This is a genomic window from Streptomyces sp. NPDC046215 (genome assembly GCF_040646215.1).
Taxonomy (GTDB): Bacteria; Actinomycetota; Actinomycetes; order Streptomycetales; family Streptomycetaceae; genus Streptomyces; species Streptomyces stramineus.
Genome location: NZ_JBEYZW010000014.1, coordinates 42,203 through 65,927, shown reverse-complemented (window position 1 = coordinate 65,927; position 23,725 = coordinate 42,203). Strand labels below are relative to the sequence as shown.

19 protein-coding genes and 1 pseudogene are annotated in these 23,725 nt (G+C 72.9%); 9 read left to right on the top strand and 11 right to left on the bottom strand.

The window, feature by feature from the left end; translation table 11 throughout:
- Positions 1 to 5: 5 nt before the first annotated feature.
- Positions 6 to 1,589 carry an acyl-CoA carboxylase subunit beta gene (locus ABZ951_RS08970; protein ID WP_344097119.1) on the bottom strand — a complete coding sequence of 528 codons (1,584 nt, stop codon included), beginning with the start codon at positions 1,587 to 1,589 and terminating at the stop codon, positions 6 to 8.
- 208 nt (positions 1,590 to 1,797) lie between these two features.
- Positions 1,798 to 4,212 (bottom strand): polysaccharide lyase 8 family protein, encoded by a 2,415-nt coding sequence (locus ABZ951_RS08965; RefSeq protein ID WP_344097121.1) that lies wholly within the window; start codon positions 4,210 to 4,212, stop codon positions 1,798 to 1,800.
- A 117-nt stretch (positions 4,213 to 4,329) separates the two neighbouring features.
- Between ABZ951_RS08965 and ABZ951_RS08960 the strand changes: the two are divergent.
- Positions 4,330 to 4,730: pseudogene (locus ABZ951_RS08960) on the top strand (polyisoprenoid-binding protein); the annotation flags it as partial.
- A gap of 21 nt (positions 4,731 to 4,751) precedes the next feature.
- Here the strand turns inward: ABZ951_RS08960 and ABZ951_RS08955 are convergent.
- A complete protein-coding gene (locus ABZ951_RS08955; RefSeq protein WP_344097123.1) occupies positions 4,752 to 6,281 on the bottom strand; it encodes an FAD-dependent monooxygenase in 1,530 nt (509 codons plus the stop codon).
- A gap of 107 nt (positions 6,282 to 6,388) precedes the next feature.
- On the opposite strand from ABZ951_RS08955, the gene ABZ951_RS08950 reads away from it, so the two are divergent.
- Positions 6,389 to 7,027 carry a TetR family transcriptional regulator gene (locus ABZ951_RS08950; RefSeq protein WP_344097125.1) on the top strand — a complete coding sequence of 213 codons (639 nt, stop codon included), beginning with the start codon at positions 6,389 to 6,391 and terminating at the stop codon, positions 7,025 to 7,027.
- Position 7,028: 1 nt separating this feature from the next.
- Here the strand turns inward: ABZ951_RS08950 and cimA are convergent, their stop codons facing one another.
- From cimA to ABZ951_RS08925, 5 genes are all read right to left on the bottom strand, one after another.
- Entirely contained in the window at positions 7,029 to 8,636 is a 1,608-nt protein-coding gene (gene cimA / locus ABZ951_RS08945; RefSeq protein WP_344097127.1) for a citramalate synthase, read from the bottom strand.
- 354 nt (positions 8,637 to 8,990) lie between these two features.
- Positions 8,991 to 10,316 carry an MFS transporter gene (locus ABZ951_RS08940; protein ID WP_344097757.1) on the bottom strand — a complete coding sequence of 442 codons (1,326 nt, stop codon included), beginning with the start codon at positions 10,314 to 10,316 and terminating at the stop codon, positions 8,991 to 8,993.
- A gap of 171 nt (positions 10,317 to 10,487) precedes the next feature.
- Positions 10,488 to 11,573, bottom strand: a complete 1,086-nt coding sequence (locus ABZ951_RS08935; protein ID WP_344097755.1) for a branched-chain amino acid aminotransferase — start codon at positions 11,571 to 11,573, stop codon at positions 10,488 to 10,490.
- Between the two features lie 194 nt (positions 11,574 to 11,767).
- Positions 11,768 to 12,808, bottom strand: coding sequence for a 3-isopropylmalate dehydrogenase (locus ABZ951_RS08930; protein ID WP_344097753.1), 1,041 nt, complete (start codon positions 12,806 to 12,808; stop codon positions 11,768 to 11,770).
- A gap of 171 nt (positions 12,809 to 12,979) precedes the next feature.
- Positions 12,980 to 13,123, bottom strand: a complete 144-nt coding sequence (locus ABZ951_RS08925; protein ID WP_344097751.1) for a hypothetical protein — start codon at positions 13,121 to 13,123, stop codon at positions 12,980 to 12,982.
- 332 nt (positions 13,124 to 13,455) lie between these two features.
- Between ABZ951_RS08925 and ABZ951_RS08920 the strand changes: the two genes are divergently transcribed.
- The 5 genes from ABZ951_RS08920 to ABZ951_RS08900 all read left to right on the top strand — a co-directional run bounded on the left by ABZ951_RS08920 (position 13,456) and on the right by ABZ951_RS08900 (position 17,328).
- The gene (locus ABZ951_RS08920) at positions 13,456 to 14,037 is read left to right on the top strand and encodes a phosphatidate cytidylyltransferase (protein WP_344097749.1); all 582 of its coding nucleotides are present in this window, start codon (positions 13,456 to 13,458) and stop codon (positions 14,035 to 14,037) included.
- Entirely contained in the window at positions 14,034 to 14,909 is an 876-nt protein-coding gene (locus tag ABZ951_RS08915; RefSeq protein ID WP_344097746.1) for a phosphatidate cytidylyltransferase, read from the top strand. Before ABZ951_RS08920 ends, ABZ951_RS08915 begins: the two co-directional genes overlap by 4 nt.
- Positions 14,906 to 16,240, top strand: a complete 1,335-nt coding sequence (locus tag ABZ951_RS08910; RefSeq protein WP_344097744.1) for a lysophospholipid acyltransferase family protein — start codon at positions 14,906 to 14,908, stop codon at positions 16,238 to 16,240. The genes ABZ951_RS08915 and ABZ951_RS08910 overlap by 4 nt, the downstream gene beginning before the upstream one ends.
- Positions 16,237 to 16,848, top strand: coding sequence for a hypothetical protein (locus ABZ951_RS08905; protein ID WP_344097742.1), 612 nt, complete (start codon positions 16,237 to 16,239; stop codon positions 16,846 to 16,848). Before ABZ951_RS08910 ends, ABZ951_RS08905 begins: the two co-directional genes overlap by 4 nt.
- A gap of 135 nt (positions 16,849 to 16,983) precedes the next feature.
- Positions 16,984 to 17,328 carry an SH3 domain-containing protein gene (locus ABZ951_RS08900; RefSeq protein ID WP_344097739.1) on the top strand — a complete coding sequence of 115 codons (345 nt, stop codon included), beginning with the start codon at positions 16,984 to 16,986 and terminating at the stop codon, positions 17,326 to 17,328.
- A gap of 92 nt (positions 17,329 to 17,420) precedes the next feature.
- Here ABZ951_RS08900 and pruA read toward each other — a convergent pair whose 3' ends face one another.
- Positions 17,421 to 19,052 (bottom strand): L-glutamate gamma-semialdehyde dehydrogenase, encoded by a 1,632-nt coding sequence (pruA, locus tag ABZ951_RS08895; RefSeq protein WP_344097737.1) that lies wholly within the window; start codon positions 19,050 to 19,052, stop codon positions 17,421 to 17,423.
- 41 nt (positions 19,053 to 19,093) lie between these two features.
- The gene (locus ABZ951_RS08890; RefSeq protein WP_344097734.1) at positions 19,094 to 20,020 is read right to left on the bottom strand and encodes a proline dehydrogenase family protein; all 927 of its coding nucleotides are present in this window, start codon (positions 20,018 to 20,020) and stop codon (positions 19,094 to 19,096) included.
- Between the two features lie 214 nt (positions 20,021 to 20,234).
- Here ABZ951_RS08890 and ABZ951_RS08885 point away from each other — a divergent pair, with 214 nt between their 5' ends.
- Complete coding sequence (locus ABZ951_RS08885) at positions 20,235 to 21,482, top strand: helix-turn-helix domain-containing protein (RefSeq protein ID WP_361279506.1); 1,248 nt, start codon at positions 20,235 to 20,237, stop codon at positions 21,480 to 21,482.
- 361 nt (positions 21,483 to 21,843) lie between these two features.
- On the top strand, positions 21,844 to 23,496 hold the full coding sequence (locus ABZ951_RS08880; RefSeq protein WP_344092481.1) for an ATP-binding cassette domain-containing protein: 1,653 nt from the start codon (positions 21,844 to 21,846) through the stop codon (positions 23,494 to 23,496).
- Positions 23,497 to 23,513: 17 nt separating this feature from the next.
- On the opposite strand, the gene ABZ951_RS08875 is transcribed toward ABZ951_RS08880, so the two are convergent.
- The gene (locus tag ABZ951_RS08875; protein WP_344092489.1) at positions 23,514 to 23,708 is read right to left on the bottom strand and encodes a ferredoxin; all 195 of its coding nucleotides are present in this window, start codon (positions 23,706 to 23,708) and stop codon (positions 23,514 to 23,516) included.
- Between the last annotated feature and the right edge of the window lie 17 nt (positions 23,709 to 23,725).

Sequence of the window (23,725 nt, the reverse complement as noted above, 5' to 3'; positions counted from 1 at the left end):
CTCCCTTACTGGGGCGGGTTGCCGTGCTTGCGGGAGGGCAGATCGGCGTGCTTGGTGGCGAGCATCGCCAGCGACTTGATCAGCACCGACCGGGTCTCGACCGGGTCGATCACGTCGTCCACCAGACCGCGCTCGGCGGCGTAGTACGGGTGCATCAGCTCGGCCTTGTACTCCTTGACCATCCGCGCCCGCATCGCCTCCGGGTCGTCGGCCTCGGCGATCTGCTTGCGGAAGATCACGTTGGCCGCGCCCTCGGCGCCCATGACGGCGATCTCGTTGGTGGGCCAGGCGTAGGTGAGGTCGGCGCCGATGGACTGGGAGTCCATGACGATGTACGCGCCGCCGTAGGCCTTGCGCAGGATCACCGAGATCCGGGGCACCGTGGCGTTGCAGTACGCGTACAGCAGCTTCGCACCGTGCCGGATGATCCCACCGTGCTCCTGGTCGACGCCCGGGAGGAAGCCCGGTACGTCCAGAAGGGTGATGATCGGGATGTTGAAGGCGTCGCACATCTGGATGAAACGGGCGGCCTTTTCACTCGCCTCGATGTCCAGCACCCCGGCGAGGGACTGCGGCTGGTTGGCGACGATGCCGACGACCTGGCCGTCCAGCCGGGACAGGGCGCAGATGATGTTGGTGGCCCAGCGCTCGTGGACCTCCAGGTAGTCGCCGTCGTCGACGAGCTCCTCGATGACCTTGCGCATGTCGTACGGGCGGTTGCCGTCGGCCGGGACCAGGTCCAGGAGGGGCTCGCCGGTGCGGTCGGCCGGGTCCTCGCTCGCCACGCGGGGCGGGTTCTCGCGGTTGTTCTGCGGCAGCAGCGAGAGGAGGTAGCGGACCTCTTCGAGGCAGGTCTCCTCGTCGTCGTACGCGAAGTGCGCGACGCCGGAGGTCTCGGCGTGCACGTCCGCGCCGCCGAGGCCGTTCTGGGTGATCTCCTCACCGGTGACGGCGCGGACGACATCGGGGCCGGTGATGAACATCTGCGAGGTCTCACGGACCATGAAGACGAAGTCGGTGAGCGCCGGGCTGTAGGCAGCGCCGCCGGCACAGGGACCGAGCATCACCGAGATCTGCGGGATGACGCCCGAGGCCTTGGTGTTGCGCTGGAAGATGCCGCCGTAGCCGGCGAGCGCGGAGACGCCCTCCTGGATACGGGCGCCGGCGCCGTCGTTGAGGGACACCAGGGGCGCCCCGGCCGAGATGGCCATGTCCATGATCTTGTGGATCTTCGTGGCGTGCGCCTCGCCGAGCGCGCCGCCGAAGATCCGGAAGTCGTGCGCGTAGACGAAGACGGTACGGCCGTGGACGGTGCCCCAGCCGGTGATCACACCGTCGGTGTACGGCTTCTTGCTCTCCAGTCCGAACCCCGAGGCGCGGTGGCGCCGCAGCGGCTCCACCTCGGAGAACGATCCCTCGTCCAGGAGCAGGTCGATCCGCTCCCGGGCCGTCAGCTTCCCCTTGGCCTTCTGGGCCTGGGTCGCCCGCTCGCTCGGACCACGCCGAACCTGCTCGCGGATGGCGTGCAGCTCGGCGACGCGCCCACGGACGTCACTCGCCTCTACGGGCGCACCTTCGAGATTGCTCATGCATAGACGGTACGTGGCGAGGGTGCCTGAACATCATGTCGGTTCCATACAACGTCGTACACGTTTTGGTGGGCAGGCGGCACAGAAGTGCACAGCCGCTCGGCGGCGGCTCACCCCCTTGCGGGGGTAGTCGCTGTCAGGTCTCCACAAAGGAGTGGGCTGCCAGCCGTAGGCTGGGCAACTTGACGGCCCCCGGGGGCGCGACATGTCACTCTCGGTCACCGAGGGTGACCGTGCAGCGGTGGGGCGCGCAGACCGTTCCGGGGGTGACGCGCAGCCGCAGTTTGTCACCTGCCGACAGCACCCGCACCGACGGGTCGTGGGCGGTCACCCGGCGGACCGGCCGGTCCCAGGTGAGGTCGAGGGGCACGCCGGTGCGCGGCGGCTCGGCGAGGAGCACGGTCGCGGTGCGCCCGTGGACGCGGACGAGGACGGCGGCCGGGGTCGTGACGGTGAGCGGGCCCGCCCGGCCCGGTGCCCAGAAGGTGGCGGCGGTCAGGCCCAGGGAGGGGATGCGGACGGCTTGGCGGTCGCGGGAGTTGGCGAGGACGCGCAGCCAGTGCGGGTCGGCGGCGCGGGCGGCGAGGGTGCGGGGGGTGGCGCCGGGCATCAGGAGGTAGGCGTAGGAGGCGTCGGCGGGGTCGGTGCCGTGGGGGTGCCGGAGGGTCAGGTAGCGGCGGGTGACGGGGTCGGGGGTGCCGCCGGTGTTGATGTCGCGCCACGATCCGGTGCGGGCCTCGCAGTGGGCGTGCAGGGGCGCGCCGCCCGGGAAGACGTAGCCGGCGTGGCCTTCGAGGTGGGCCCAGTGCGCGCGGGCGAAAGACCGCGACCAGCCGGTGCCGCCCGGCTGGGGCTCACCGTCGACGGTGAGCCGGGGGGTGCCGTGCTCGCCGAGGTTGCGGTTGTCGACGATCGTTTCGACGGGGGTGCCGTCGCGTGCGGAGATGCCGGCGCCCAGGCAGATGACCGTATCGGCGGCGCAGAACCAGGACTTGCGAGCTTCCAGGGTGGAGGCGAGCCCTTTGAGGTGCTGTCCGACGGCGGCGAACTCACCGTCGGTGACGCCGCCGACCCACCGGGCGTCGGGCTTCGGCTCGCCCCAGCCGCCGCCTTCGTTGTCGGCGGGGCGCTTGGCGGAGACGGTGGTGCCGGGCAGCCGGCAGGGGTCGACGGTGGGCCAGAAGGCGTCCGTGTACTGATCGCCGCCGGTGCGGGCGCCCCACCAGTAGAGCATTCCGGCGCCGGTGTGCCAGCCGCGCGGGTTCTCGCCGTTGCCGTTCTCGTAGTGGGCGATGCGGTCGGAGGCCATGGCGATGTTGGCGGTCCAGCCGGGGCGCCGGTGGACCGCCCGGTCCATGGCGGCGAACAGCCGGTGGCCCACGGGCTCGGGCGCGGGCGGGGCGGGCCCGTCGGCGACGGCGGCGAGCCGGGCGAGGTCGGCGACGCCGAACTGGGGGTCGGCGCGGACGGAGTCGGTGGTGTCGCGGAGCATCCACCCTTTGATGAGCCCGTGCCAGCGGGCCCGCTCGGCGGCGCTCGCGCTGTCGCCGAGCAGGGCGATGGCGGCGATGAGCGCGTGGCCCCGCCGGTGGTCGCCCTGGAGCAGCCGGCGGGCGTCGGCGCGCTGCGCGCCGCGGCTGACGGCGCGGCCGGAGACGCTGTCCATCACCAGGCCGTTGTGGATCAGGGGGGCGTAGGCGCGCTCGACGCTGTCGTAGACGATCTGCCGGGCGGGGTCGGTGATCTCCCAGTCCGACCCGCGCAGCAGGGTGAGGAGCCGGCCGATCCCGTCCAGCAGCACCTGGCCGTAGGTGCCGGAGTAGGCGACCCAGGTGTGCTGGAGGAAGGAGCCGTCGGCGTGCAGTCCGTCGCCCCGGGTGACGTGGGGGAAGACGGGTGAGAGGGCGTCACGGGCCAGGGCGGTCTTGGCGGGTGACGCGCCGAGGACGCCGCGCAGGGCGACGACGCGGCAGAGGTCGACGCGGTTGGCGCCGGTGCTGGTGCCGGTGTAGTCGCCGAGCATGGCGTCGGGGACGAAGTGATCGACGGCGGCGAGGTGCTGCCCGAGCCGGGTGGGGCCGGCCTCGTCGTACAGCAGGGTGAGGGTGTCGAGGAGCAGCCGGGGGCTGCCGATCTGCCATTCCCACCAGTTGCCGTAGCGGGTGGTGCCGGGGTGGTAGATCCGCTGGTGGAGGTGGTCGAGGCCGGCGAGGGTGTCGGTGGCGAGCCCGGTGTCGCCGGTGAGGCCGGTGCCGGGCTGGCGGTACGCCTGGGCCATGGTGTGCAGGCGGGCGTAGCTGCGGGTGATGCCGGCGGGCGGGTCGAAGGGGGCGTCGGGCCACAGGGCGGTGGGGCCGGGTCTCATGGCCGCCCGGTAGGTGCGGGCGAGTTCGCCGGTGCGGCGGAGGTCCGCGGCGTAGGGGTCGGCGGCGGGGTCGAAGCCGGTGCCGAGCATCAGGTCGCGCCAGCGCCGGCGCAGCACGCCGAAGCGGTCCGCCGGCTCCGGCCCGCCGCGCGGCACCGCCGCGGCCGGGGTGCCGGCGAGGGCGAGGGCGCCCGCGGTGGAGGCGGCGGTGGAGGCGGTGAGGAATCCGCGGCGGGTCCAGGCGGGGGTGTGCGGCACGGCGTCCTCTCCGGAGCTTGCCGGGTCACAGGGGGCGGGGCGGTACCGGAGGCACACGGTGGCACGGGCCGGTGTGCCCCGCAATGGCCGCCGCGCGAGGACGGCTCGAAATTCACCCTGGCCGTTCTGAGCGGCGTCCACACCATCGCCCCGGCCCACAGCAGCACCGGCTTCACCGCCCGCCACGCCATGGTCACCCACGTCAACACCGGCATCAAGGACCACGGCACCTCCCTTGCCGGCCTTCCGGCCGACGGCCGCCGAGCCGCTGGGCGGCGCCCGCTACCGCCTCACCGGCGACCTCACCATCAGGGACGTCATCCGCCCTCTCCATCGATCCGGAGTTCAACGGCTCGGCCACCGGCGTCGACGGCGACGAGCGCATCGGTTCCAAGGGCGGCCCCGACATCCCGCGCTCCGACCGGAGCCCGGCCCGGGACGCCGCTCCGGAGACCGGTGGCGTGATGGTCGGCGCCAAGGCGCAGCCGGCCTTCGCCATCTCCGCCGTCCCGTCCGCCCGGGTCCGACTCCGTGCGGGCTCAGCGGCCGAGGCTCCGCAGAGCGTCGACGACGTCAGCGCATCGGTCCACCGCCGCGCTCCAGACCACGTGGTTGTCGGGCCGTATGAGCACCAGTCCCTCACCCTTGATCCCGTACGCCTGCCGCGCGTGCCCCTCCGTGTCGCGCAGACCCTGCTCTCCCCCGCCGTCGATCAGGCAGGTGCGCACCCACGCGCCGCAGGCGTCCGCCACCTGGGCGAGGGGCGCCGCGCTGCCCGGCCCGAAGCCCAGCAGGGTGAACGCCGGTCCGGCGAAGACCTCGAAGAGCCGCACCGGCGCACCGCTTCCGGCGTCCCGGCACGGCGCGTCGGGCGCCCGGTCCCCCGCCATGGGCCCGCCCCACGCCAGTGAGCTCCACCGGTAGCCGATGCCGAGCGTCGTGGTCTCCCGTGAGATGACCGCCTCGGTGCCGACCCCGGCCCGCGTCACCCCTTCGCGCACGGCCCGCAGCCGCTCGCTCGACGTCTTCAGCGTCCAGGCGGCGACCGGCAGCCGCTCTTCCTCGTAGGTGTCCAGGAGCGAGGCCCCCGCCGCGCCGCGGGCGACGAGCGCGAGCTTCCAGCCGAGGTTGTAGCCGTCCTGGATGCCGGTGTTCATGCCGAGGCCGCCCGCTATGGAGTGGACGTGGGCCGCGTCCCCGGCGAGGAAGACCCGGCCGACCCGGAAGCGGTCGGCCATCCGGACGCTGACCCGGTAGGTGGAGAGCCAGGCGGGGTCGGCCAGCCGCAGCCCGGGTATCCGGGCGTGCCGGTCGATCTGACGCTGGAACACCTCCAGCGAGGGCGGCAGGAAATTCCCCTCGGCGTCGCGCTCGGGCGAGCTCTGGAACTGCCAGTGCGAGGTGCCCGGCAGCGGGCAGAGGAGGACCGCGCCGTCCTCGTCGATCCACTGGTGCCAGACGCCCCGGTCCAGCCCGGCCCCGTCCGGCCCGCCCTCGACCAGGACGTCGCCGACCAGGGCCAGCTCCGGCTCGGTCTCCCCCTCGAAGCTCACGCCCAGCGCCTTGCGGACCATGCCCCGGGCTCCGTCGCAGCCCGCCAGGTACGCGGCGTGGATCCGCCGCCCGTCGGCCAGCGTGGCCGTCACCCCCGAGCCGTCCTGGGTGAATTCCGTGAGCTCACAGCCCCGCTCGACCTCGACGCCGTAGGTGGCGAGCTTCGCGCGCAGGATCTCCTCGGTCCGCCACTGCGGGATCCACAGCCCCGTGGCGTAGGGCACGTCAGGGGTGGGGGCCGCGCCCGCGGTGGGGGTGTCATCGGCGAGGGGGACGCCGTCCCGGTATTTACGGAAGGTCAGGTGGGGGGTGCCGGAAGCGGTGCACTCCTCCCCCATGCCGAGGTCGGCGAGCACCTCACGGCTGCGCTGGTTGAGGCCCTTGCCGCGCGAGGCCCGGTGGAAGACGGGCGACTTGTCGATGATCCGTACGGGCACCCCGGCGCGGGCGAGGGTGCAGCCGAGCGTGAGCCCCGTGGGGCCCGCGCCCGCGATCAGCACGGTGGTGGCGGTCATGCGGTTTCCCTCCGTCGTTCGGTACCTCCATGAAAGACCGAGCCGAGAGAAAAAGCAACCAGGTAACAAAAGATTCTCAGTAACGAGTTTTCTGGTAGGGTGGGCGCGTGAACGAAGAGACGACCGGACTGCGGGAACGCAAGAAACAACGCACGCGGCAGCTGCTGTCGGACACCGCCATCGAGCTCTTTCTCCAGCGCGGCTTCGATCAGGTGCCGGTCGCGGAGGTGGCGGCGGTCGCGGAGGTGTCCAAGCCGACGCTGTTCCGCTACTTCCCCGCCAAGGAGGATCTGGTGCTGCACCGCATCGCCGACCACCAGGGCGAGGCCGCGCGGGTGGTGCGCGCCCGGGCCGGGGAGCAGCCGCCGCTGGTCACGCTGCGGTCCCATCTGCACGAGCGCATCGACGCCCACGACCCCGTCACGGGCGTCAGCGATCTGGCGCCGGTGCTGGCCTTCCACGACCTGGTCTATTCGACACCCAGCCTGCTGGCCCGCCTGGTGCACTACACCGGGCGGGACGAGGAGGAGCTGGCCGGCGCCCTTCAGGAGGTGGGTGGGCATGAGGCGCTCACGGCCCGGCTCGCGGCAGCCCAGATCATCACCGTCCACCAGCGGCTCGCCCATGCCAACTGGCGCCGGATCGCCGACGGCCGCACCGCCGAACAGGCCGTGCCCGGCGCGCACGCCGCCGCCGACCACGCGTACGACCTGCTGGGCGCCGGGCTGGGCGCGGCCTACGGCTGACTCACTCCTGCGGCTCGACCCCCGCGCGCCGCAGCCCGTACGCGAAGGCGTCGTCCAGGGCCTGCCAGGACGCGGCGATCACGTTCTCGCCGACCCCGACGGTGGACCACTCCTCCTGTCCGTCGCTCGTCGAGACCAGGACCCGGGTGGTCGAGCCGGTGCCCTGCCGGCCCTCCAGGATGCGAACCTTGTAGTCGACGAGCTCCAGCCCGGCCAGCTGGGGGTAGATGCGGCCGAGCGCGGTCCGCAGCGCCCGGTCCAGGGCGTTGACCGGGCCGTTGCCCTCCGCGGTGGCGACGATGCGCTCGCCCTTGGCCCACAGCTTCACGGTCGCCTCGTTGGCGTGCGTCCCGTCGGGGCGGTCCTCCACGATCGCGCGCCAGGACTCGACGCGGTAGTAGCGGCGGGCCCGCCCCTCGACCTCCTGACGCAACAGCAGCTCGAAGGAGGCGTCGGCGGCCTCGTAGGTGTAGCCCGCCAGCTCCCGCTCCTTGACCCGCTCGACGACCCGGCCGACCAGCTCGCGGTCGTCACCGAGATCGACGCCCAGCTCCTTGCCCTTGAGCTCGATCGACGCCCGGCCGGCCATGTCGGAGACGAGCATCCGCATGGTGTTGCCGACCCGCTCGGGGTCGATGTGCTGGTAGAGGTCCGGGTCCACCTTGATCGCGGAGGCGTGCAGCCCGGCCTTGTGCGCGAAGGCGGAGACACCGACGTACGGCTGGTGGGTGGAGGGCGTGAGGTTGACGACCTCCGCGATGGCGTGCGAGATCCGGGTCATCTCGGCGAGGGCGCCCTCGGGCAGCACCTTGCGGCCGTACTTGAGCTCCAGGGCGGCGACGACGGGGAAGAGGTTGGAGTTGCCGACCCGCTCGCCGTAGCCGTTCGCCGTGCACTGCACGTGGGTGGCGCCGGCGTCCACGGCCGCCAGGGTGTTGGCGACGGCGCAGCCGGTGTCGTCCTGGGCGTGGATGCCCAGGCGCGCGCCGGTCGCGGCCAGCACGCCCGCGACGACGGTGCCGAGCGGGCCGGGCAGCATGCCGCCGTTGGTGTCGCAGAGGACGACGACGTCGGCCCCGGCCTCGTGCGCGGCGCGGACGACCTGGAGGGCGTAGTCCGGATTCGCCGCGTACCCGTCGAAGAAGTGCTCGCAGTCGACGAAGACCCGGCGCCCGCGCGCCCGCAGGTGGGAGACGGTGTCCCGGACCATCGCCAGGTTCTCCTCCAGCGTGGTGCGCAGGGCGAGTTCGACGTGCCGGTCGTGCGATTTGGCGACGAGCGTCACCACGGGCGCGCCGGAGGCGAGCAGCGCGGCGACCTGCGGGTCGTCCTCGGCCCGCACGCCCGGCTTGCGGGTGGCGCCGAAGGCGACGAGCTGCGCGTGCCGGAAGTCGATCTCCTCACGGGCCCGCTGGAAGAACTCGGTGTCCCGGGGGTTGGCGCCGGGCCAGCCGCCTTCGATGAAGCCGACGCCGAAGTCGTCCAGGTGGCGGGCGATGGTCAGCTTGTCCGCGACGGTGAGGTTGATGCCCTCGCGCTGCGCGCCGTCGCGCAGCGTCGTGTCGAAGACGTGGAAGCTGTCGTCGGTGCCGTCGGTTGCGTCCGTCATGCCGCTCTGACTCCTGTCGGGATCTCGGTCTACCGGAATTACCAGTTCCACCGTCCCCTGAGAAGGGCGCGCGATCCGTTTCCGGGAGGTGTGCCGGGAAACGAAAAGACCTCTCGCGGGTGCGAGAGGTCTGCGCGCGGGTCTGGGACGACGGTGTCCGCGCCGTACGGGGTGGTACGGGGCGGTCACTGCGGACCGGCGCGCCTGCTGCCAATAATCGTGGCGAGCGAGAGCATGGAGCCATCCTGGCACGGTGTCACGCCGGGGTGCGGGCGAGTCTCACGATGTGGTCAGTGCGGCCCCGGGCGGCCGGGCGGGCCGGTCAGCGGCCCGCCCGGCGGCCGGAGCCGGGTGTCAGGCGCGCTCGGCGACGGCCGGCGCGGCGGGCGCCGGCTTCGCCCCGCCGCCCACGGTCTTCAGGTCGATGTCCCGCGTCTCGCGCATCGTCAGGTAGACGATCAGGGACACCGCCGCGCAGCCCGCCACGTACCAGTAGTAGCCGGATTCGACGCCGGCGTTCTTGAACCACAGGGCGACGTATTCCGCCGTGCCGCCGAAGAGGGCGTTGGCGATGGCGTACGGCAGGGCGACGCCCAGGGACCGTACGTTCGTCGGGAACAGCTCCGCCTTCACGCACGCGTTGATGGAGGTGTAGCCGGTGATGACGACCAGGGCGAGCAGCGCCAGGCCCAGCGCGGGCCAGAAGGAGCCGGCGTGCTTGAGCATCGTCATGATCGGCACGGTCAGGAAGGTGGACCCCACCGCGAAGGTGATCAGCAGGGGGCGGCGGCCGATGCGGTCGGAGAGCGCGCCCGCGAGGGGCTGCAGGCACATGAAGACGGTCAGGGCGCAGAAGCTGACGAGGGTCGCGGTCTGCTTGCTCAGACCCGCGCTGTTGGAGAGGTACTTGGTGAGATAGGTGGTGTACGTGTAGTACGCCACCGTCCCGCCCATGGTCAGCGCGATGACGAGGACCGCCTCCCGCTTGTGCCGCAGCAGGGCCTTGATCGTGCCCCGCTCCTCCAGCTCGGCGCCGTCCTCGCCCTGAACGTCCGCGTAGACCTCGGTCTCCAGCATGTTGCGCCGCAGGTAGAAGATGACGGCGGCGCCGAGCGCGCCGACCACGAAGGGGATGCGCCAGCCCCAGCTGTGCAGGGCGTCGTCGGACATGGTGTTCTGCAGCAGGATCTGCAGGCCGAGGCCGAGGATCTGGCCCGCGGTCATGGAGACGTACTGGAAGCTGGAGGCGAAGCCGCGGCGGCCCGGCGCGGACGCCTCGGTGAGGTAGGTGGCGCTGGCCGCGTACTCACCGCCGACGGAGAGCCCTTGCAGCAGGCGGGCGACGAGCAGGACGGCGACGCCCCCGTACCCGGCGACCGCGTAGGTCGGGGCGACGGCGATGAGCACGGCGGACGCGGACATCATGGTGACGGTCAGGGTGAGCGCCGCCTTGCGCCCCTTGCGGTCGCCGACCCTGCCGAGCAGCCAGCCGCCGACGGGCCGCATGAAGAAGCCGACGGCGAAGATCCCCGCGGTGTTCATGAGCTTGGCGGTGTCGTTCCCCTCGGGGAAGAAGGAGCCGGCGAAGTAGGTGGCGAAGCTCGCGTAGACGAACCAGTCGAACCACTCGACCATATTGCCGGCCGAGCCGACCCAGATCTTCTTCCAGTGCTGTCCCATGGTCGATCACGGTGGCGGAGGGAGGGTGTTTCGGACAAGGGTCCGGGAGACAACGATCATGCGTACTTGCGTGCGTTGCGTGCACGCGGAGCCGAGACGCATGCGCGCGGATACGGCGGAAGGCCGCCTCCGGCGGTGTGCCGGGGGCGGCCTCCTCGGTCGCGGCGGGGCTCAGCCCAGCGGGTGCATCCAGCCGTGGGTGTCCTCGGCGGCGCCGGTCTGGATGTCGAGGAGCGCCTTGCGGAGCTTCATCGTCACCTCGCCGGGCCGCCCGTCGCCGACGGCCCAGTCGCCGCGGGCGGACTTCACCGAGCCGACGGGGGTGATCACGGCGGCCGTGCCGCAGGCGAAGACCTCGGTGAGGGTGCCGTCGGCGGCGCTGTCGCGCCAGTCGTCCACGGAGATCCGGCCCTCGCTCACCTCGTAGCCGAGGTCCTCGGCGATCCTCATCAGCGAGGCGCGGGTGATGCCGGGGAGGAGCGAGCCGGTCAGCTCGGGGGTCATGATGCGGTTCCCGTACACGAAGTACAGGTTCATGCCGCCCATCTCCTCGATCCAGCGGCGCTCATAGGCGTCCAGCCAGACGACCTGGTCGCAGCCCTTCTCGGCGGCCTGCGCCTGGGCGACGAGGGAGGCGGCGTAGTTGCCGCCGGCCTTGGCGGCACCGGTGCCGCCGGGGGCGGCGCGCACGTACTCCTCGCACAGCCACACGGAGACCGGCTTCACACCGCCGGGGAAGTAGGCGCCGGCGGGCGAGGCGATGATGACGAAGAGGTACTCGTTGGCCGGGCGCACACCCAGGCCGACCTCGGTGGCGAACATGAAGGGCCGCAGGTACAGGGAGGCTTCGCCGGAGCCGGGCACCCACGCCTTGTCCTGCTTCACCAGCGCGTCACAGGCCGCGATGAAGGTCTCGACCGGCAGTTCGGGCATGGCCAGCCGGCGCGCGGACGCCTGGAAGCGCTTGGCGTTCTCGTCCGGGCGGAAGATGGCGACCGAGCCGTCGGGCTGGCGGTACGCCTTGGCACCCTCGAAGATCGTCTGCGCGTAGTGCAGCGTCATGTTCGCCGGGTCGATCGACAGCGGCGCGTACGGAACGAGCTGGGCTTCGTGCCAGCCGAGGCCTTCGGTCCACTTGATGGTCACCATGTGGTCGGTGAAGTGGCGGCCGAAGCCGGGGCTGGCCAGGATCTGCTCGCGCTCCGCGTCCGACAGCGGGTGCGAGGAGGGCTTGAGCTCGATCGTGGGCGTCGTCATGAGTGCGTGTCCTTCACCTTTGTGTGTGGCGGACCGCGAACCCGCTCCGTCCTGATCAGCGCTAGGACGGCCGAGCTTCCCCTCATACCGCGGCCCCACGTTCGATTATCGCTCGCGTGGGGCCGTGGACGAAAAGCGTGCGCGCGGCCCGGATCGATGGTCGCATCCCACCGCGCGCAAGCACAGCGGCTGGGTCAGCCGGTTACCCGCAGGGCGAGGGCGTCACCGATCTCGTCCGTCGTGCGGGGAGATCCGTCGCGCGCGGCCAGGTCCTCGGCCACGGCGGTCTCGACGCGGGCCGCCTCCGCCTCGTGGCCGAGATGGCGCAGCAGCAGGGCCACGGACAGGACCGTGGCCGTCGGGTCGGCCTTGCCGGTGCCGGCGATGTCGGGCGCCGAGCCGTGGACGGGCTCGAACATCGACGGGAAGGCGCCGCTGGGATTGATGTTCCCCGACGCGGCGAGCCCGATGCCGCCGGTGACGGCGGCGGCGAGGTCGGTGAGGATGTCACCGAAGAGGTTGTCGGTGACGATCACGTCGAAGCGCTCCGGCTGGGTGACGAAGAAGATCGTCGCGGCGTCGACGTGCAGGTAGTCGGTGGTGACCTCGGGGTACTCGCGGCCGACGCGGTCGAAGATGTTCTTCCACAGGTGGCCGGCGTGGACGAGGACGTTGTTCTTGTGGACGAGGGTCAGCTTCTTGCGCGGCCGGGCCTGAGCCCGCTCGTAGGCGTCCCGGACCACGCGCTCCACGCCGTAGGCGGTGTTGAGGCTGACCTCGGTGGCGACCTCGGCGGGGGTGCCGGTGCGCAGGCTGCCGCCGTTGCCGACGTAGGGGCCCTCGGTGCCCTCGCGGACGACGACGAAGTCGATGTCCGGCCGGCCGGCGAGCGGGGTGGCGGTGTTGGGGAGCAGCTTCGACGGCCGCAGGTTCACATAGTGGTCGAAGGCGAAGCGCAGCTTGAGCAGCAGCCCGCGCTCCAGCACCCCGGACGGCACCGAGGGGTCGCCGATCGCGCCGAGCAGGATCGCGTCGTGCCCCTTGAGGGCTTCCAGTTCCGCTTCGGGCAGGGTTTCGCCCGTGGCGTGCCAGCGCCGGGCACCGAGGTCGTACTCCTCGGTCTCCAGCTTCACCTCCGAAGGGAGGACGGCCGTCAGGACCTTGAGGCCCTGGGCTACGACTTCCCGGCCGATTCCGTCACCGGGGATCACTGCGAGGCGCATGCTGCGAGACATACCGGGACCGTACTCCCCCGTCCCGCTGGTTGACACGCACTGTCCACGATACGGACGACCGGGTGCGGGACGGGCCGGGTCCCAGGGGGAGTCGCGTCGCCGCCCCGGGCCGCGGGTGACGGCCCGGGGCGGGCGGTGCGGCACTCCGGGGCGCCGCGCGCCGCCGGCCGGTCAGTGACCGGTGGCGCCGCCGTTGTCGCGGCGGTCCAGGGCGCGCTGGAGCGCGGCAGCGGCGTTCACCCGGTCGGCCTTGCGGTCAATGGCGTCGGCCCTGCGGGCGGTGCGGCGGGTCCTGCGGACAGCGGTGTCGGCCATGAGGGTCACGTCTCCTCTTGAAAGAGCTCCGAGAAGGTCGGAAGTGCCGGAGGGAAGGGGCGGGGGCCCGGGATGCCGCAGGGATCACCTGCGCTCGCGCACCGGGCCGCAACCGCTGCCGCTCGATGGAGCGGAACGTTCGGCTGCTTCCACGCTAGGACAGGCGGGCCGCGCTGTCTGCACGATTACTCGGTCTTCCTACTATCTGAGACGAGCCCGGCTGTCCGGCACGGGCCCGCCCGCCTACTCATCGCACACGAGATCGATCTGAGTAGCGGGCTTGAGTACCCGCGCCGATCCGGGGCGCCCACCGGTCGGCGACAGTAAGGGCCATGAACGGCCTGTACGCACTCAAGCCCTGGTACGCGGCCCGCCTCGGCGGGCTGCGCGCCGCGCTCGCCCGGCGCGGAGTGTCCCCGGACACCCTGACCGCCGCCGGCGTGCTCAGCGCGGCCGGCGCGGGAGCGGCACTCGCGCTGCTGCCCGCGCCCCTGGCGGCCGCCCCTGTGGCGCTGCTCCTCGCGGCCCGTCTCGCCTTCGCCAACCTCGACGGCGCCCTCGCCCGCGACACCGGCCGGACCACCCGCCGGGGCTCGGTGCTCAACGAACTCGGCGACCGCACCGCTGACCTGCTCGTCATCGCGGGCTTCCTGCCGCTCGCCCCGCTGTGGCTCGTGGCCGCGGCCGCGCTCGCCGCGACCCTGCCCTCCTGGGTGTCGCTCGCGGGCGCGGCGGCCGGTGCCGCCCGGCGCAACGGCGGCCCGGTGGGCAAGACCGAGCGGTGCCTGCTGGCGGTCGTGGCGGCGGCGACGGGCTGGGCCGTGCCGGTGCTGATCGTTGTCGCGGTGGGCTCGGCGCTGACAGCCCTGTTCCGGCTGGGTCTGCTGTGGCGTGAGTTGGGTGTGGCCCGGTGAACGCGTACATAGCCAACGAGGACGTGCTCACCCGCGTCGTGCCCGTGGTCGCCGGGGCGCTCCTCGCCGGTGGGGTGGCCGTGGCGGCCCTCCCTGCGCGCGTGCGAACGCGCCGCGAGCTGCGGCGCCGCTGGTGCACCTGGGCCGTGGCGGCACCGCTGTTCCTGGGCGCGATGTGCCTGGGCCCCTTCGGCGGGGCGCTGCTGGCCCTGGTGCTGGGAACGGTCGCGGTCGCCGAGTACGCGCGGATGGTCCGCCTGGAGCGGGGCGAGCGGGCGGTGCTGGGCGCCGCGGCCGTGCTGGTCCCGCTGCTGGGAATCCTCTCGCACGCGGCACCGCGCCTCTTCGACCTGCGGTTCGTCGCCCTGCTGCTCCTGGCGGGCGCGCTGCCCGCGCTGCTGTCCGGCGACACCGCCCGGGGCGGCGAGCGGGCCGCGCGCACGGTGTTCGGGCTGCTGTGGATCCCCGTCGCCCTGACCGGGCTCGTGACGCTGGTGGACACGGTGGTCGCCGTCGGCGTGGCCGTCGCCTTCGGTGACATCGGCGCCTGGTGCGGGGGCACGCTGCTGGCCCGGATGGGCGGCGCCCTCGCCCACCCGCTGTCCCCGCTCTCCCCCAACAAGACCTGGGCCGGGGTGCTCGGCGCGGGCATCGGCGTGGCCCTGGGCCTGGAGGCGGCCGGCGGGTTCACCGTCACGCTGTGGGCGGCGGTGCTGTGCGGCTGCGTCTTCGGCGACCTGCTCGAATCCATGGTCAAACGGGAGGCCGGCGTCAAGGACGCGGGCACCTGGCTGCCGGGCTTCGGCGGCCTCCTCGACCGGATCGACTCCCTGCTGGTGGCCCTGCTGCTGGCGATGGTGGTGACGCTGTGACGAACGGACTTCCCGGCTCCGCCCGGTCCCCGCGGACCCCGGTCCGGACCTGGCGCCGCGGCGTACGAGCCCGCGCCCACCGGCGGCGCACCGGCCCGCCCTCCCGGCGCGGCCTGCGCTCCGGTGCGCTGCGGGCGCGGCTCGGGAGCGCGCTGCGGCAGCGCACGCCGGGTTTGGCGCCGGGCGTCTTCCCGCCGACCGCGACCGACGCCCGAACCCTGGTGGCGACCGGGGGCACCCCTGCCGCCGCCCGGCGGCGCGACCGGTCCGCCGCGCGGCGGACGGCCGTCCGGCACGGGCGCCCAGGGGACGCCCTCCCGGCACCGCGCGACGGCCGCTCGGACCGCCGAGATCGCGACCCGCTCGGCAAAGGCGGCAAGCGCGACGCCGCACGCGGCGAGAGGGACCCCAACCCCGGCGAGGCGACCACCCGGCCGACCCTCCTCCTCACCGCCCGGCTCCGCCGCGCACTGCGGTGCACCATGCTCGACGCCGCACGCAGCGAGAAAGGCCCCGGCCAGGCAGCCACCCGCCGAACCGCCGCCCTCACAGCCCAGCTCCGCCGCGCACTGCGGTACTCCACGCCCAACCCCGCACTCACCGCGTGGAACTCCCACCAGGCAACCACCCGCCCAACCACCACCCCCACCGCGAGGCTCCGCCACACACTGCGATACGCCACGCTCGACGCCGCACACAGCGAGAAAGGCCCCGGCCAGGCAGCCACCCGCCGAACCACCCTCCTCACCGCCTGGCTCCGCCGCGCACTGTGGTGCACCGCGCTCACCCTCACCGGCGGCATCTCCCGGCGCGGCCGGCTCCCGGAAGGCGGGTGCGTCGTCGTCGCCAACCACTCCTCGCACGCCGACACCGCCGCCCTCCTCGCCGCACTCGACGCCCGGCACGCGCCGCTGATCGGGGCCGCCGCCGACTACTGGTTCGCCACGCCCCGGCGGGCCCGGATCTGCCGGCACCTCGCGGCGGGATTCCCCGTGCGACGCACCGGCGGCGGCACGGCCGACCTGCTGGCGACAGCCGGTGAGTTGCGGGCCGGCCGGGCCGTGGTCCTCTTCCCGGAGGGCACCCGGGCGAGCGAGCGGGGCGACGGCGGAGTGGGCGCGTTCCACCGGGGCGCGCTGTTGCTCGCCGAGCGGGCCGGGGTGCCGGTCGTACCCGTCGGGATCTCCGGCACCGACCGGCTGCTGCCCAAGCACGGCCGCCTGCGCCCGGCGGCCGTCCGGGTCCGCGTCGGGCGGCCGCTGTACGGCACGGTCACCCCTGAGCGGGCGCGCGCGGCGGTGGCGGAACTGACCGCCCGGGCCGACCGATGACCGCCCCCGCGGCCACCACGGCCCTCACCCCCACCTCCACCCCCGACTCCCCCCTGCGCCGCCGCACCGCCGCCCTCGTCGCGTCCCGCCGCGGACCGGCGCTGGCCTTCGGGTGGGCGGGCGCGGAAGCGCTCAGCTGGCCGTTGATGCCGGAGCTCTTCCTCGCCGTCGCCTGTGTCGCCGCACCCCGCGCGGCCCTGCGGCTCTCGCTGGCCGCGCTCGCCGGAACCCTCGCGGGCGGGCTGCTCGCGGTGCACCTCGCCGCGTCCGGCGTGCGTCTGCCGGCACCGCTGACGACGGAGCGGATGCACGCCGAGGCCACCCGTCAGCTCGTCGCGGAAGGGGCCGGGGCCGTGCGGCACCAGCCGTGGAACGGGGTGCCGTTCAAGGTCTACGCGGCAGCGGCAGGCCGCACCGGAACCCCGCCCGGGGACTTCCTGGGCGCCGCGGCCCGGGCCCGGTCCGTCCGCACCCTGACCGTGGGGCTCGGCTTCGCCGCCTTCGCGGTCTCGGCCGGGCGGCTGCGCCGGCTCTACCCGGTGTACCTCGTCCTGCTGGGCGGCGGCTTCACCGCCGGCCTGGCGCTGATCGTCACCGGCTGGCGCTGACGCGCCCGAAGTCGTGACAGGGGCGTGACAACCTCTCCACAAGACCTCCATGCCCGGCCCTCTAAGGTGATCGCCGCGGCTACGCCGCGATCTTGTCCGAAACCTCGCTTGACCCGAACACCGAAGGACGCTTCCGTGCGCCGAATATCCCGCGTATCCCTCGTATCCCTCACGCTCACCACGGCCGCGCTCATCGGCGGCACCGCCGTCGTGGCCGCCCCGGCGCAGGCTGCCGCCAAGGTCTGCAACGCCGACAACGCGATGATCTACACCGACGGCACCCGGCTGCGCGCCAAGGCGAGCACGTCGAGCGCCGTCAAGGGCCAGCTGTACTTCAAGGACCCGATCCGCATCACCGGCAAGTCCGGTGGCTGGGACCGCGTCGTCCTGAAGGCCAAGAGCCGGGGCGGCCTGCCCAAGGGCACCACCGGCTGGGTGGCCCACAAGAACATCATCCCGCCCTACTGCGGCGGTCTGTAACACCTGTGCCGGGCCCGGAAAGGGCCCGGCACACGGCGCCGCCCCCGGCCGGCGAGAGCCGGTCGGGGGCGGGACTTACACAAAAGGGCTGGTCAGCCCATGTGCGGGTAGCCGTACTCGGTCGGCGGGACCAGCGTCTCCTTGATGGAGCGGGTCGAGGTCCAGCGCATCAGGTTGGACGCGGCCCCGGCCTTGTCGTTGGTGCCCGACGCGCGGCCACCACCGAACGGCTGCTGGCCGACGACGGCGCCGGTCGACTTGTCATTGATGTAGAAGTTGCCCGCGGCGAAGCGGAGCTTCTCCATCGCGTCGGCGGCCGCGTAGCGGTCCTGGGCGATGACCGAGCCGGTCAGCGCGTACGCCGAGACGGACTCCATCTGGGCCAGCATCGCGTCGAAGTCGGCGTCCTCGTAGACGTGGACGGCGAGGATCGGGCCGAAGTACTCGGTCGTGAAGACCTCGTTCGCCGGGTCCGTGCACTCGATGACGGTCGGGCGGACGAAGTAGCCGACCGAGTCGTCGTACGTGCCGCCCGCGACGATCGTGCAGCTCGGGTCGGACTTGGCGCGGTCGATCGCGGCCTTGTTCTTCGCGAAGGACCGCTCGTCGATGACGGCGCCGATGAAGTTCGACAGGTCGGTGACGTCACCCATGGCAATGCCGTCGACCTCGGCCGCGAAGTCCTCCTTGAAGCCGTTCTCCCACAGCGAGCGCGGGATGTAGGCGCGGGAGGAGGCCGAGCACTTCTGGCCCTGGAACTCGAAGGAGCCGCGGGTCAGGGCGGTCTTCAGGATCGCCGGGTCGGCGCTCGGGTGGGCGACGACGAAGTCCTTGCCGCCGGTCTCGCCGACCAGGCGCGGGTAGGACTTGTACTTCTCGATGTTGTTGCCGACCGTCTTCCACAGGTACTGGAAGGTCTTGGTCGAGCCGGTGAAGTGGATGCCGGCCAGCTCGGGGTGGTTCAGGGCCACCTCGGAGACGGCGAGGCCGTCGCCGGTCACCAGGTTGATGACGCCCTTGGGCAGGCCGGCCTCCTCCAGGAGCTGCATGAGCAGCACGGCGGAGTGGGTCTGCGTGGGGGACGGCTTCCAGACGACCACGTTGCCCATGAGGGCCGGGGCGGTCGGGAGGTTGCCGGCGATGGCGGTGAAGTTGAAGGGCGTGATCGCATAGACGAAGCCCTCCAGCGGCCGGTGGTCGCTGCGGTTCCACACGCCGGCGGAGTTGGCGACGGGCTGCTCGGCGAGGATCTGGCGCGCGAAGTGCACGTTGAAGCGCCAGAAGTCGACGAGCTCGCACGGGGTGTCGATCTCGGCCTGCTGGGCGGTCTTGGACTGGCCCAGCATGGTGGAGGCGGCCAGCGTCTCGCGCCAGGGGCCGGCCAGCAGCTCGGCGGCGCGCAGGATGATCGCGGCGCGGTCGTCGAAGGACATGGCGCGCCACGCCGGGGCGGCGGCCAGGGCGGCGTCGACCGCGTCCTGGGCGTCCTGGGTGGTGGCGTGGCGGAAGGTGCCGATGACGGCGGCGTGGTTGTGCGGCTGCACGACCTGGAACGGCTCGCCGCCGCCCATCCGCTTCTCACCGTTGATGGTCATCGGCAGGTCGACGGGGTTGCCGGCCAGCTCCTTGAGCTTGGCCTCGAGGCGGGCGCGCTCCGGGGAACCGGGGGCGTAGCTGTGCACCGGCTCGTTGACCGGGGCGGGGACCTGGGTTACGGCGTCCATGGTTTCCGTATCTCCTTCGGGGCTAGGGGGTGGTCTGGGGCTCAGCCCTTGGTGAGGATGGAGCGGGCGAAGAACAGCAGGTTCGCCGGCTTCTCGGCCAGGCGGCGCATGAAGTAGCCGTACCAGTCGGTCCCGTACGCCGTGTACACGCGCATCCGGTGCCCTTCGGCGGCCAGGCGGACGTGCTCGTCGCTGCGGATGCCGTAGAGCATCTGGAACTCGTACTCGTCCAGTTTGCGCCCCGCCTGCCGGGCCAGCTCCTGCGAGATGGCGATCAGGCGCGGGTCGTGGGAGCCGATCATCGGGTAGCCGTCGCCCGCCATCAGGATCTTGACGATGCGGACGAACGCCTTGTCGATCTCGGCCTTGTCCAGGTACGCGACGGAGCCCGGCTCCTTGTACGCACCCTTCACGATACGCACCCGGCTGCCGGCGGCGGCCAGGCGGCGGGCGTCGTCCTCGGTGCGGAAGAGGTACGCCTGGATGACGCAGCCGGTCTGCGGGAAGTCCTTCCGCAGTTCCTCGTGGATGGCGAACATCGAGTCGAGGGTGGTGTGGTCCTCGGCGTCGAGGGTGACGGTGGTGCCGATGGCGGCGGCGGCCTCGACGACCGGGCGGATGTTGGCGAGGGCCAGCTCGTGGCCGCCCTCCAGGGACTGGCCGAACATGGAGAGCTTGACGGACATCTCGGCCCGCTCGCCCAGGCCGAGTCCCTTGAGGCGCTCGACGAGCTCCAGGTAGGCGTCGCGCGCGGCGTACGACTGCTCGACGGTGGTGATGTCCTCGCCCACCACGTCCAGGGTGACCTCCAGGCCGCCGGACGTGGCGTCCACCACGATGGGGACGACCTGGTCGACGGTCTCGCCCGCGATGAAGCGGTCGACGACCTGCTTGGTGCCCGGGGCGGCCGAGACGAAACGGCGCATTTTGTCGCTGCGCGACGCAGCGAGGATCACGGGACCCAGCACGGGGCACCTCCACGATGACGGCCGGTCCCCTGCGGGAAACGGCATAAGTGACTCATCGTGAAACCTAGAGATCGCCCCGGCCCTCTGCCATCGACAGCTGTCACGCATCCGTGGCCGGGATCTCAGACAGATGTATGACAATGGTTTTCCCGGCGTGGCGAGGCGGCGGGGAAAGACGGGGAGAACCGGACCGGGGAAGGAGCGCGGCGCGGCGATGCGAGGCGACTACCAGCAGCTCGTGGACGAGATCTCGGCGGCCCTGGGCGCCCCCGCGACCCTGGAGGACCGGGACTTCGCGCTGATCGCGTTCGGCGCCCACGACGGGGACGACGACCTGGAGCTGACGATGGACCCGGTGCGCACCCGGTCGATCCTCCAGCGGCGGTCGACCGCGGCCGTCCGGGCCTGGTTCGAGGCGTTCGGCATCGCCCGGGCGCAGGCGCCGCTGCGGATCCCGCCGGACCCGGCGGCGGGGGTGTTCAAGGGCCGCATCTGTCTGCCGGTACGCCATCGGGGTGTCGTGCACGGCTATGTGTGGCTGCTGGACGACGAGCGGCTGGCGGGACTCGATCTGAGTGTGCCGTTCGCGGACCCCGGGCTGGCGCAGGCCATGGAGACCGCCGCCCGCATCGGGGCCCTGCTGGCCGCCGAGGCCCGCGCGGGCGCCGAGCTGGGCGAGCTGCTGCGGGAGCTGCTGGCCGGCCGGCCGGCCGGGCGGGACGCGGCGCGCGCGGCGCTGCGGGACGCGCTGGGCTCGGCGGCGGAGGGCCCGCTGGCGGTGGTCGCGGTGACGCCGTGGCGCGCGGCGGCCGACTCCGAGGGCCCGGACGCGGAACAGCCGGCGGCGGACGGGACGGGTTCGGCGCTCGCCGCGCAGTCGGGGGTGGCGGCGCTGTGCGCGGTCCCGGACGCGCTGCCCGACGGCTCGGCCGCGCTCGCCGCGCTGATCCGGCTGCGGGCGGCGACGTCCGTGGCCCCCGCCCGGACGGCCGCCGACCGGCTGCTGCGCTCGCCGCGCGCGGGCGGCCCGGCGGGGGCGGGCCCGGCCGGGCCCGCCACGGCCGGGCTGGGCTCGCCCCGCCGGGGCCTGGCCGACCTGCCGGCCGCCTGGCACGAGGCCCTGGCCGCGGCGCGGGCGGCCGGTGCGGAGGCCCGGCTGGGCCCGGTGGCGGAGTGGGCGGCCATCGGCCCGTACCGGCTGCTGGCCGCGCTGCCGCAGGGGGCCGCGGCGGACGCCTGCGTGGTGCCGCTGCTGGCGCCCGCCCACACCGAGCTGGCGCGGACCGCCGAGGTCTTCCTCGACTGCGCCGGCCAGGCCGGCCGGACGGCCGCGGCCCTGGGCATCCACCGCCAGACCCTCTACTACCGCCTGTCCCGCGTGGAGCAGCTGACGGGCCTCGACCTGGACGAGGGCGAGGGACGGCTGCTCCTGCACATGGCCCTGAAGGCGTCGAGGCTCTAGCCGATCTCCGCTCCAGCCGATCTCCGCGGCGGGCTTTCCGTACCCGACTGCCGTGGCGGGCTGCTGCGGCGGATTAATTGCGTTGACACCCCCACCGGCGCCTTCCTACCGTGGACAACGCCCCTGTAGCCGTCGAACGGAGTAGGACGTTGCTCGTCTGAGGTCTTGAGACACCGCGCCACGCAGCCGTGCCACCAATGCCGCGCTGCCGCGTTCCGTGTGCGACCTCGACGCGTTGAGCCGTCCTCCCGCCGGTCCAGGGTTTTCTTCCTTCCCTCGCCCGCTGCGGTCGCTCTGTGGTCGCCCTCTGGTGTCTCGAACACGTTGCCCCGGCCACCCCCAGCAACCCCGCGAGGCCCCTATGACCGTGCATCCCGCGTCCTCTCCCGGCATCACCTGTTCGTCCCTCTCCTTCGCCTGGCCCGACGGCACCCCCGTCTTCGACGGCCTCCAGGCCGCGTTCGGGCCCGGCAGGACCGGTCTCATCGGTCTCAACGGGTCCGGGAAGTCCACCCTGGTGAAGCTGATCGCCCAGGAACTCGCCCCGGCCGGCGGCACGGTGCGCGTGGCCGGCGAGATCGGCTACCTGCCGCAGAACCTCATTCTCGACACCACGCTCCGCGTCGAGGACGTCCTCGGCATCGCCGGCACCCGCGCCGCGCTGCACGCCATCGAGGCGGGCGACGTCCGCGAGGAGCACTTCACGGCGGTCGGCGACGACTGGGACGTCGAGGAGCGCACCCTGGCGACCCTGGCCGGGCTGGGGCTGGACCACATCGGCCTGGACCGCACCGTCGGCGAGGTCTCCGGCGGCGAGTCGGTCCTGCTGCGCCTGGCCGCGCTGCTGTTGCGCCGGCCGGACGTGCTCCTCCTCGACGAGCCCACCAACAACCTCGACGTGCCGGCGCGGAGCCGCCTGTACGCGGCCGTCGAGGCGTGGCAGGGCGTCATGGTCGTGGTCAGCCACGACCGGGAACTCCTCGACCGCGTCGACCGGATCGCCGATCTGCGGGCGGGCGGGATCACCTGGTACGGCGGCACGTTCTCCGCGTACGAAGAGGCGCTCGCCGCCGAGCAGGAGGCGGCCGAGCGCCTGGTGCGGGCCGCCGAGTCCGATCTGCGCAAGCAGAAGCGCGAACTGGCCGACGCCCAGGTCAAACTGGCCCGCCGCAAGCGCTACGGGCAGAAGATGGCGGACTCCAAGCGCGAGCCCAAGATCGTCATGGGTGAGCGCAAGCGGCAGGCCCAGGTCTCCGCAGGCAAGCACCGCCTCCTGCACGAGGGCAGGCTCGGCGAGGCGAGGGAGCGGCTCGACGAGGCCGTGGAGGCCGTGCGGGACGACGACGAGATCCGTGTCGACCTCCCGTCCACCGCGGTGCCGCCGGGCCGGACCGTGCTCACCCTGCGCGAACTCCACCTCAGGTACGGGGCGCGCGTCGCGGGAGACTTCGAGCTGCGCGGCCCCGAGCGCGTCGCGCTCACCGGCGGCAACGGCGCGGGCAAGACGACGCTCCTGCGGACGGTCGCCGGAGAGCTGGCGGCCGTCTCCGGGGAGGCCACGGCCCATGTGCCGCTGCGCTTCCTGCCCCAGCGGCTCGACGTGCTCGACGAGGAGCTGACCGTCGCCGAGAACGTGGCGCGGTTCGCCCCCGACGCGACCGGCAACGCCGTCCGGGCACGCCTGGCGCGCTTCCTGTTCAAGGGGTCACGGGCCGACCGGCGGACCGCGACCCTGTCGGGCGGCGAGCGCTTCCGGGCCACCCTGGCGGCTCTGATGCTCGCCGAGCCCGCCCCGCAGCTGCTGATGCTGGACGAGCCGACGAACAATCTGGACATGGCGAGCACCCGTCAGCTGACCACGGCCCTGGAGTCGTACGAGGGGGCGCTGATCGTGGTCAGCCACGACGTCAACTTCCTCGCGTCCCTCGGGGTGACGCGCTGGCTGCGGCTGGACGGTGAGCTGCGGGAGACATCGGAGGAGGAGGTGCGCACGGGTCTGACCCAGGGCGGCTGAGCCCTGCTGCCGGTGGGTCAGCTGTCCTCCACCGTGATCGCCTGGACGGGGCAGGACCGCGCCGCTTCCCTGGCCAGCGGGTCGCCCGCGCCGTCCTCGCGGCCGGGGAGGAGGGCGCCGAAGCCGTCGTCGTCCTGCGTGAAGACGTTCGGCGCGGTCAGGGCGCACTGGCCGGCGCCGATGCACAGGTCGGAGTCGAGGGAGATGCGGATCGTGCTCATCGTGGGGG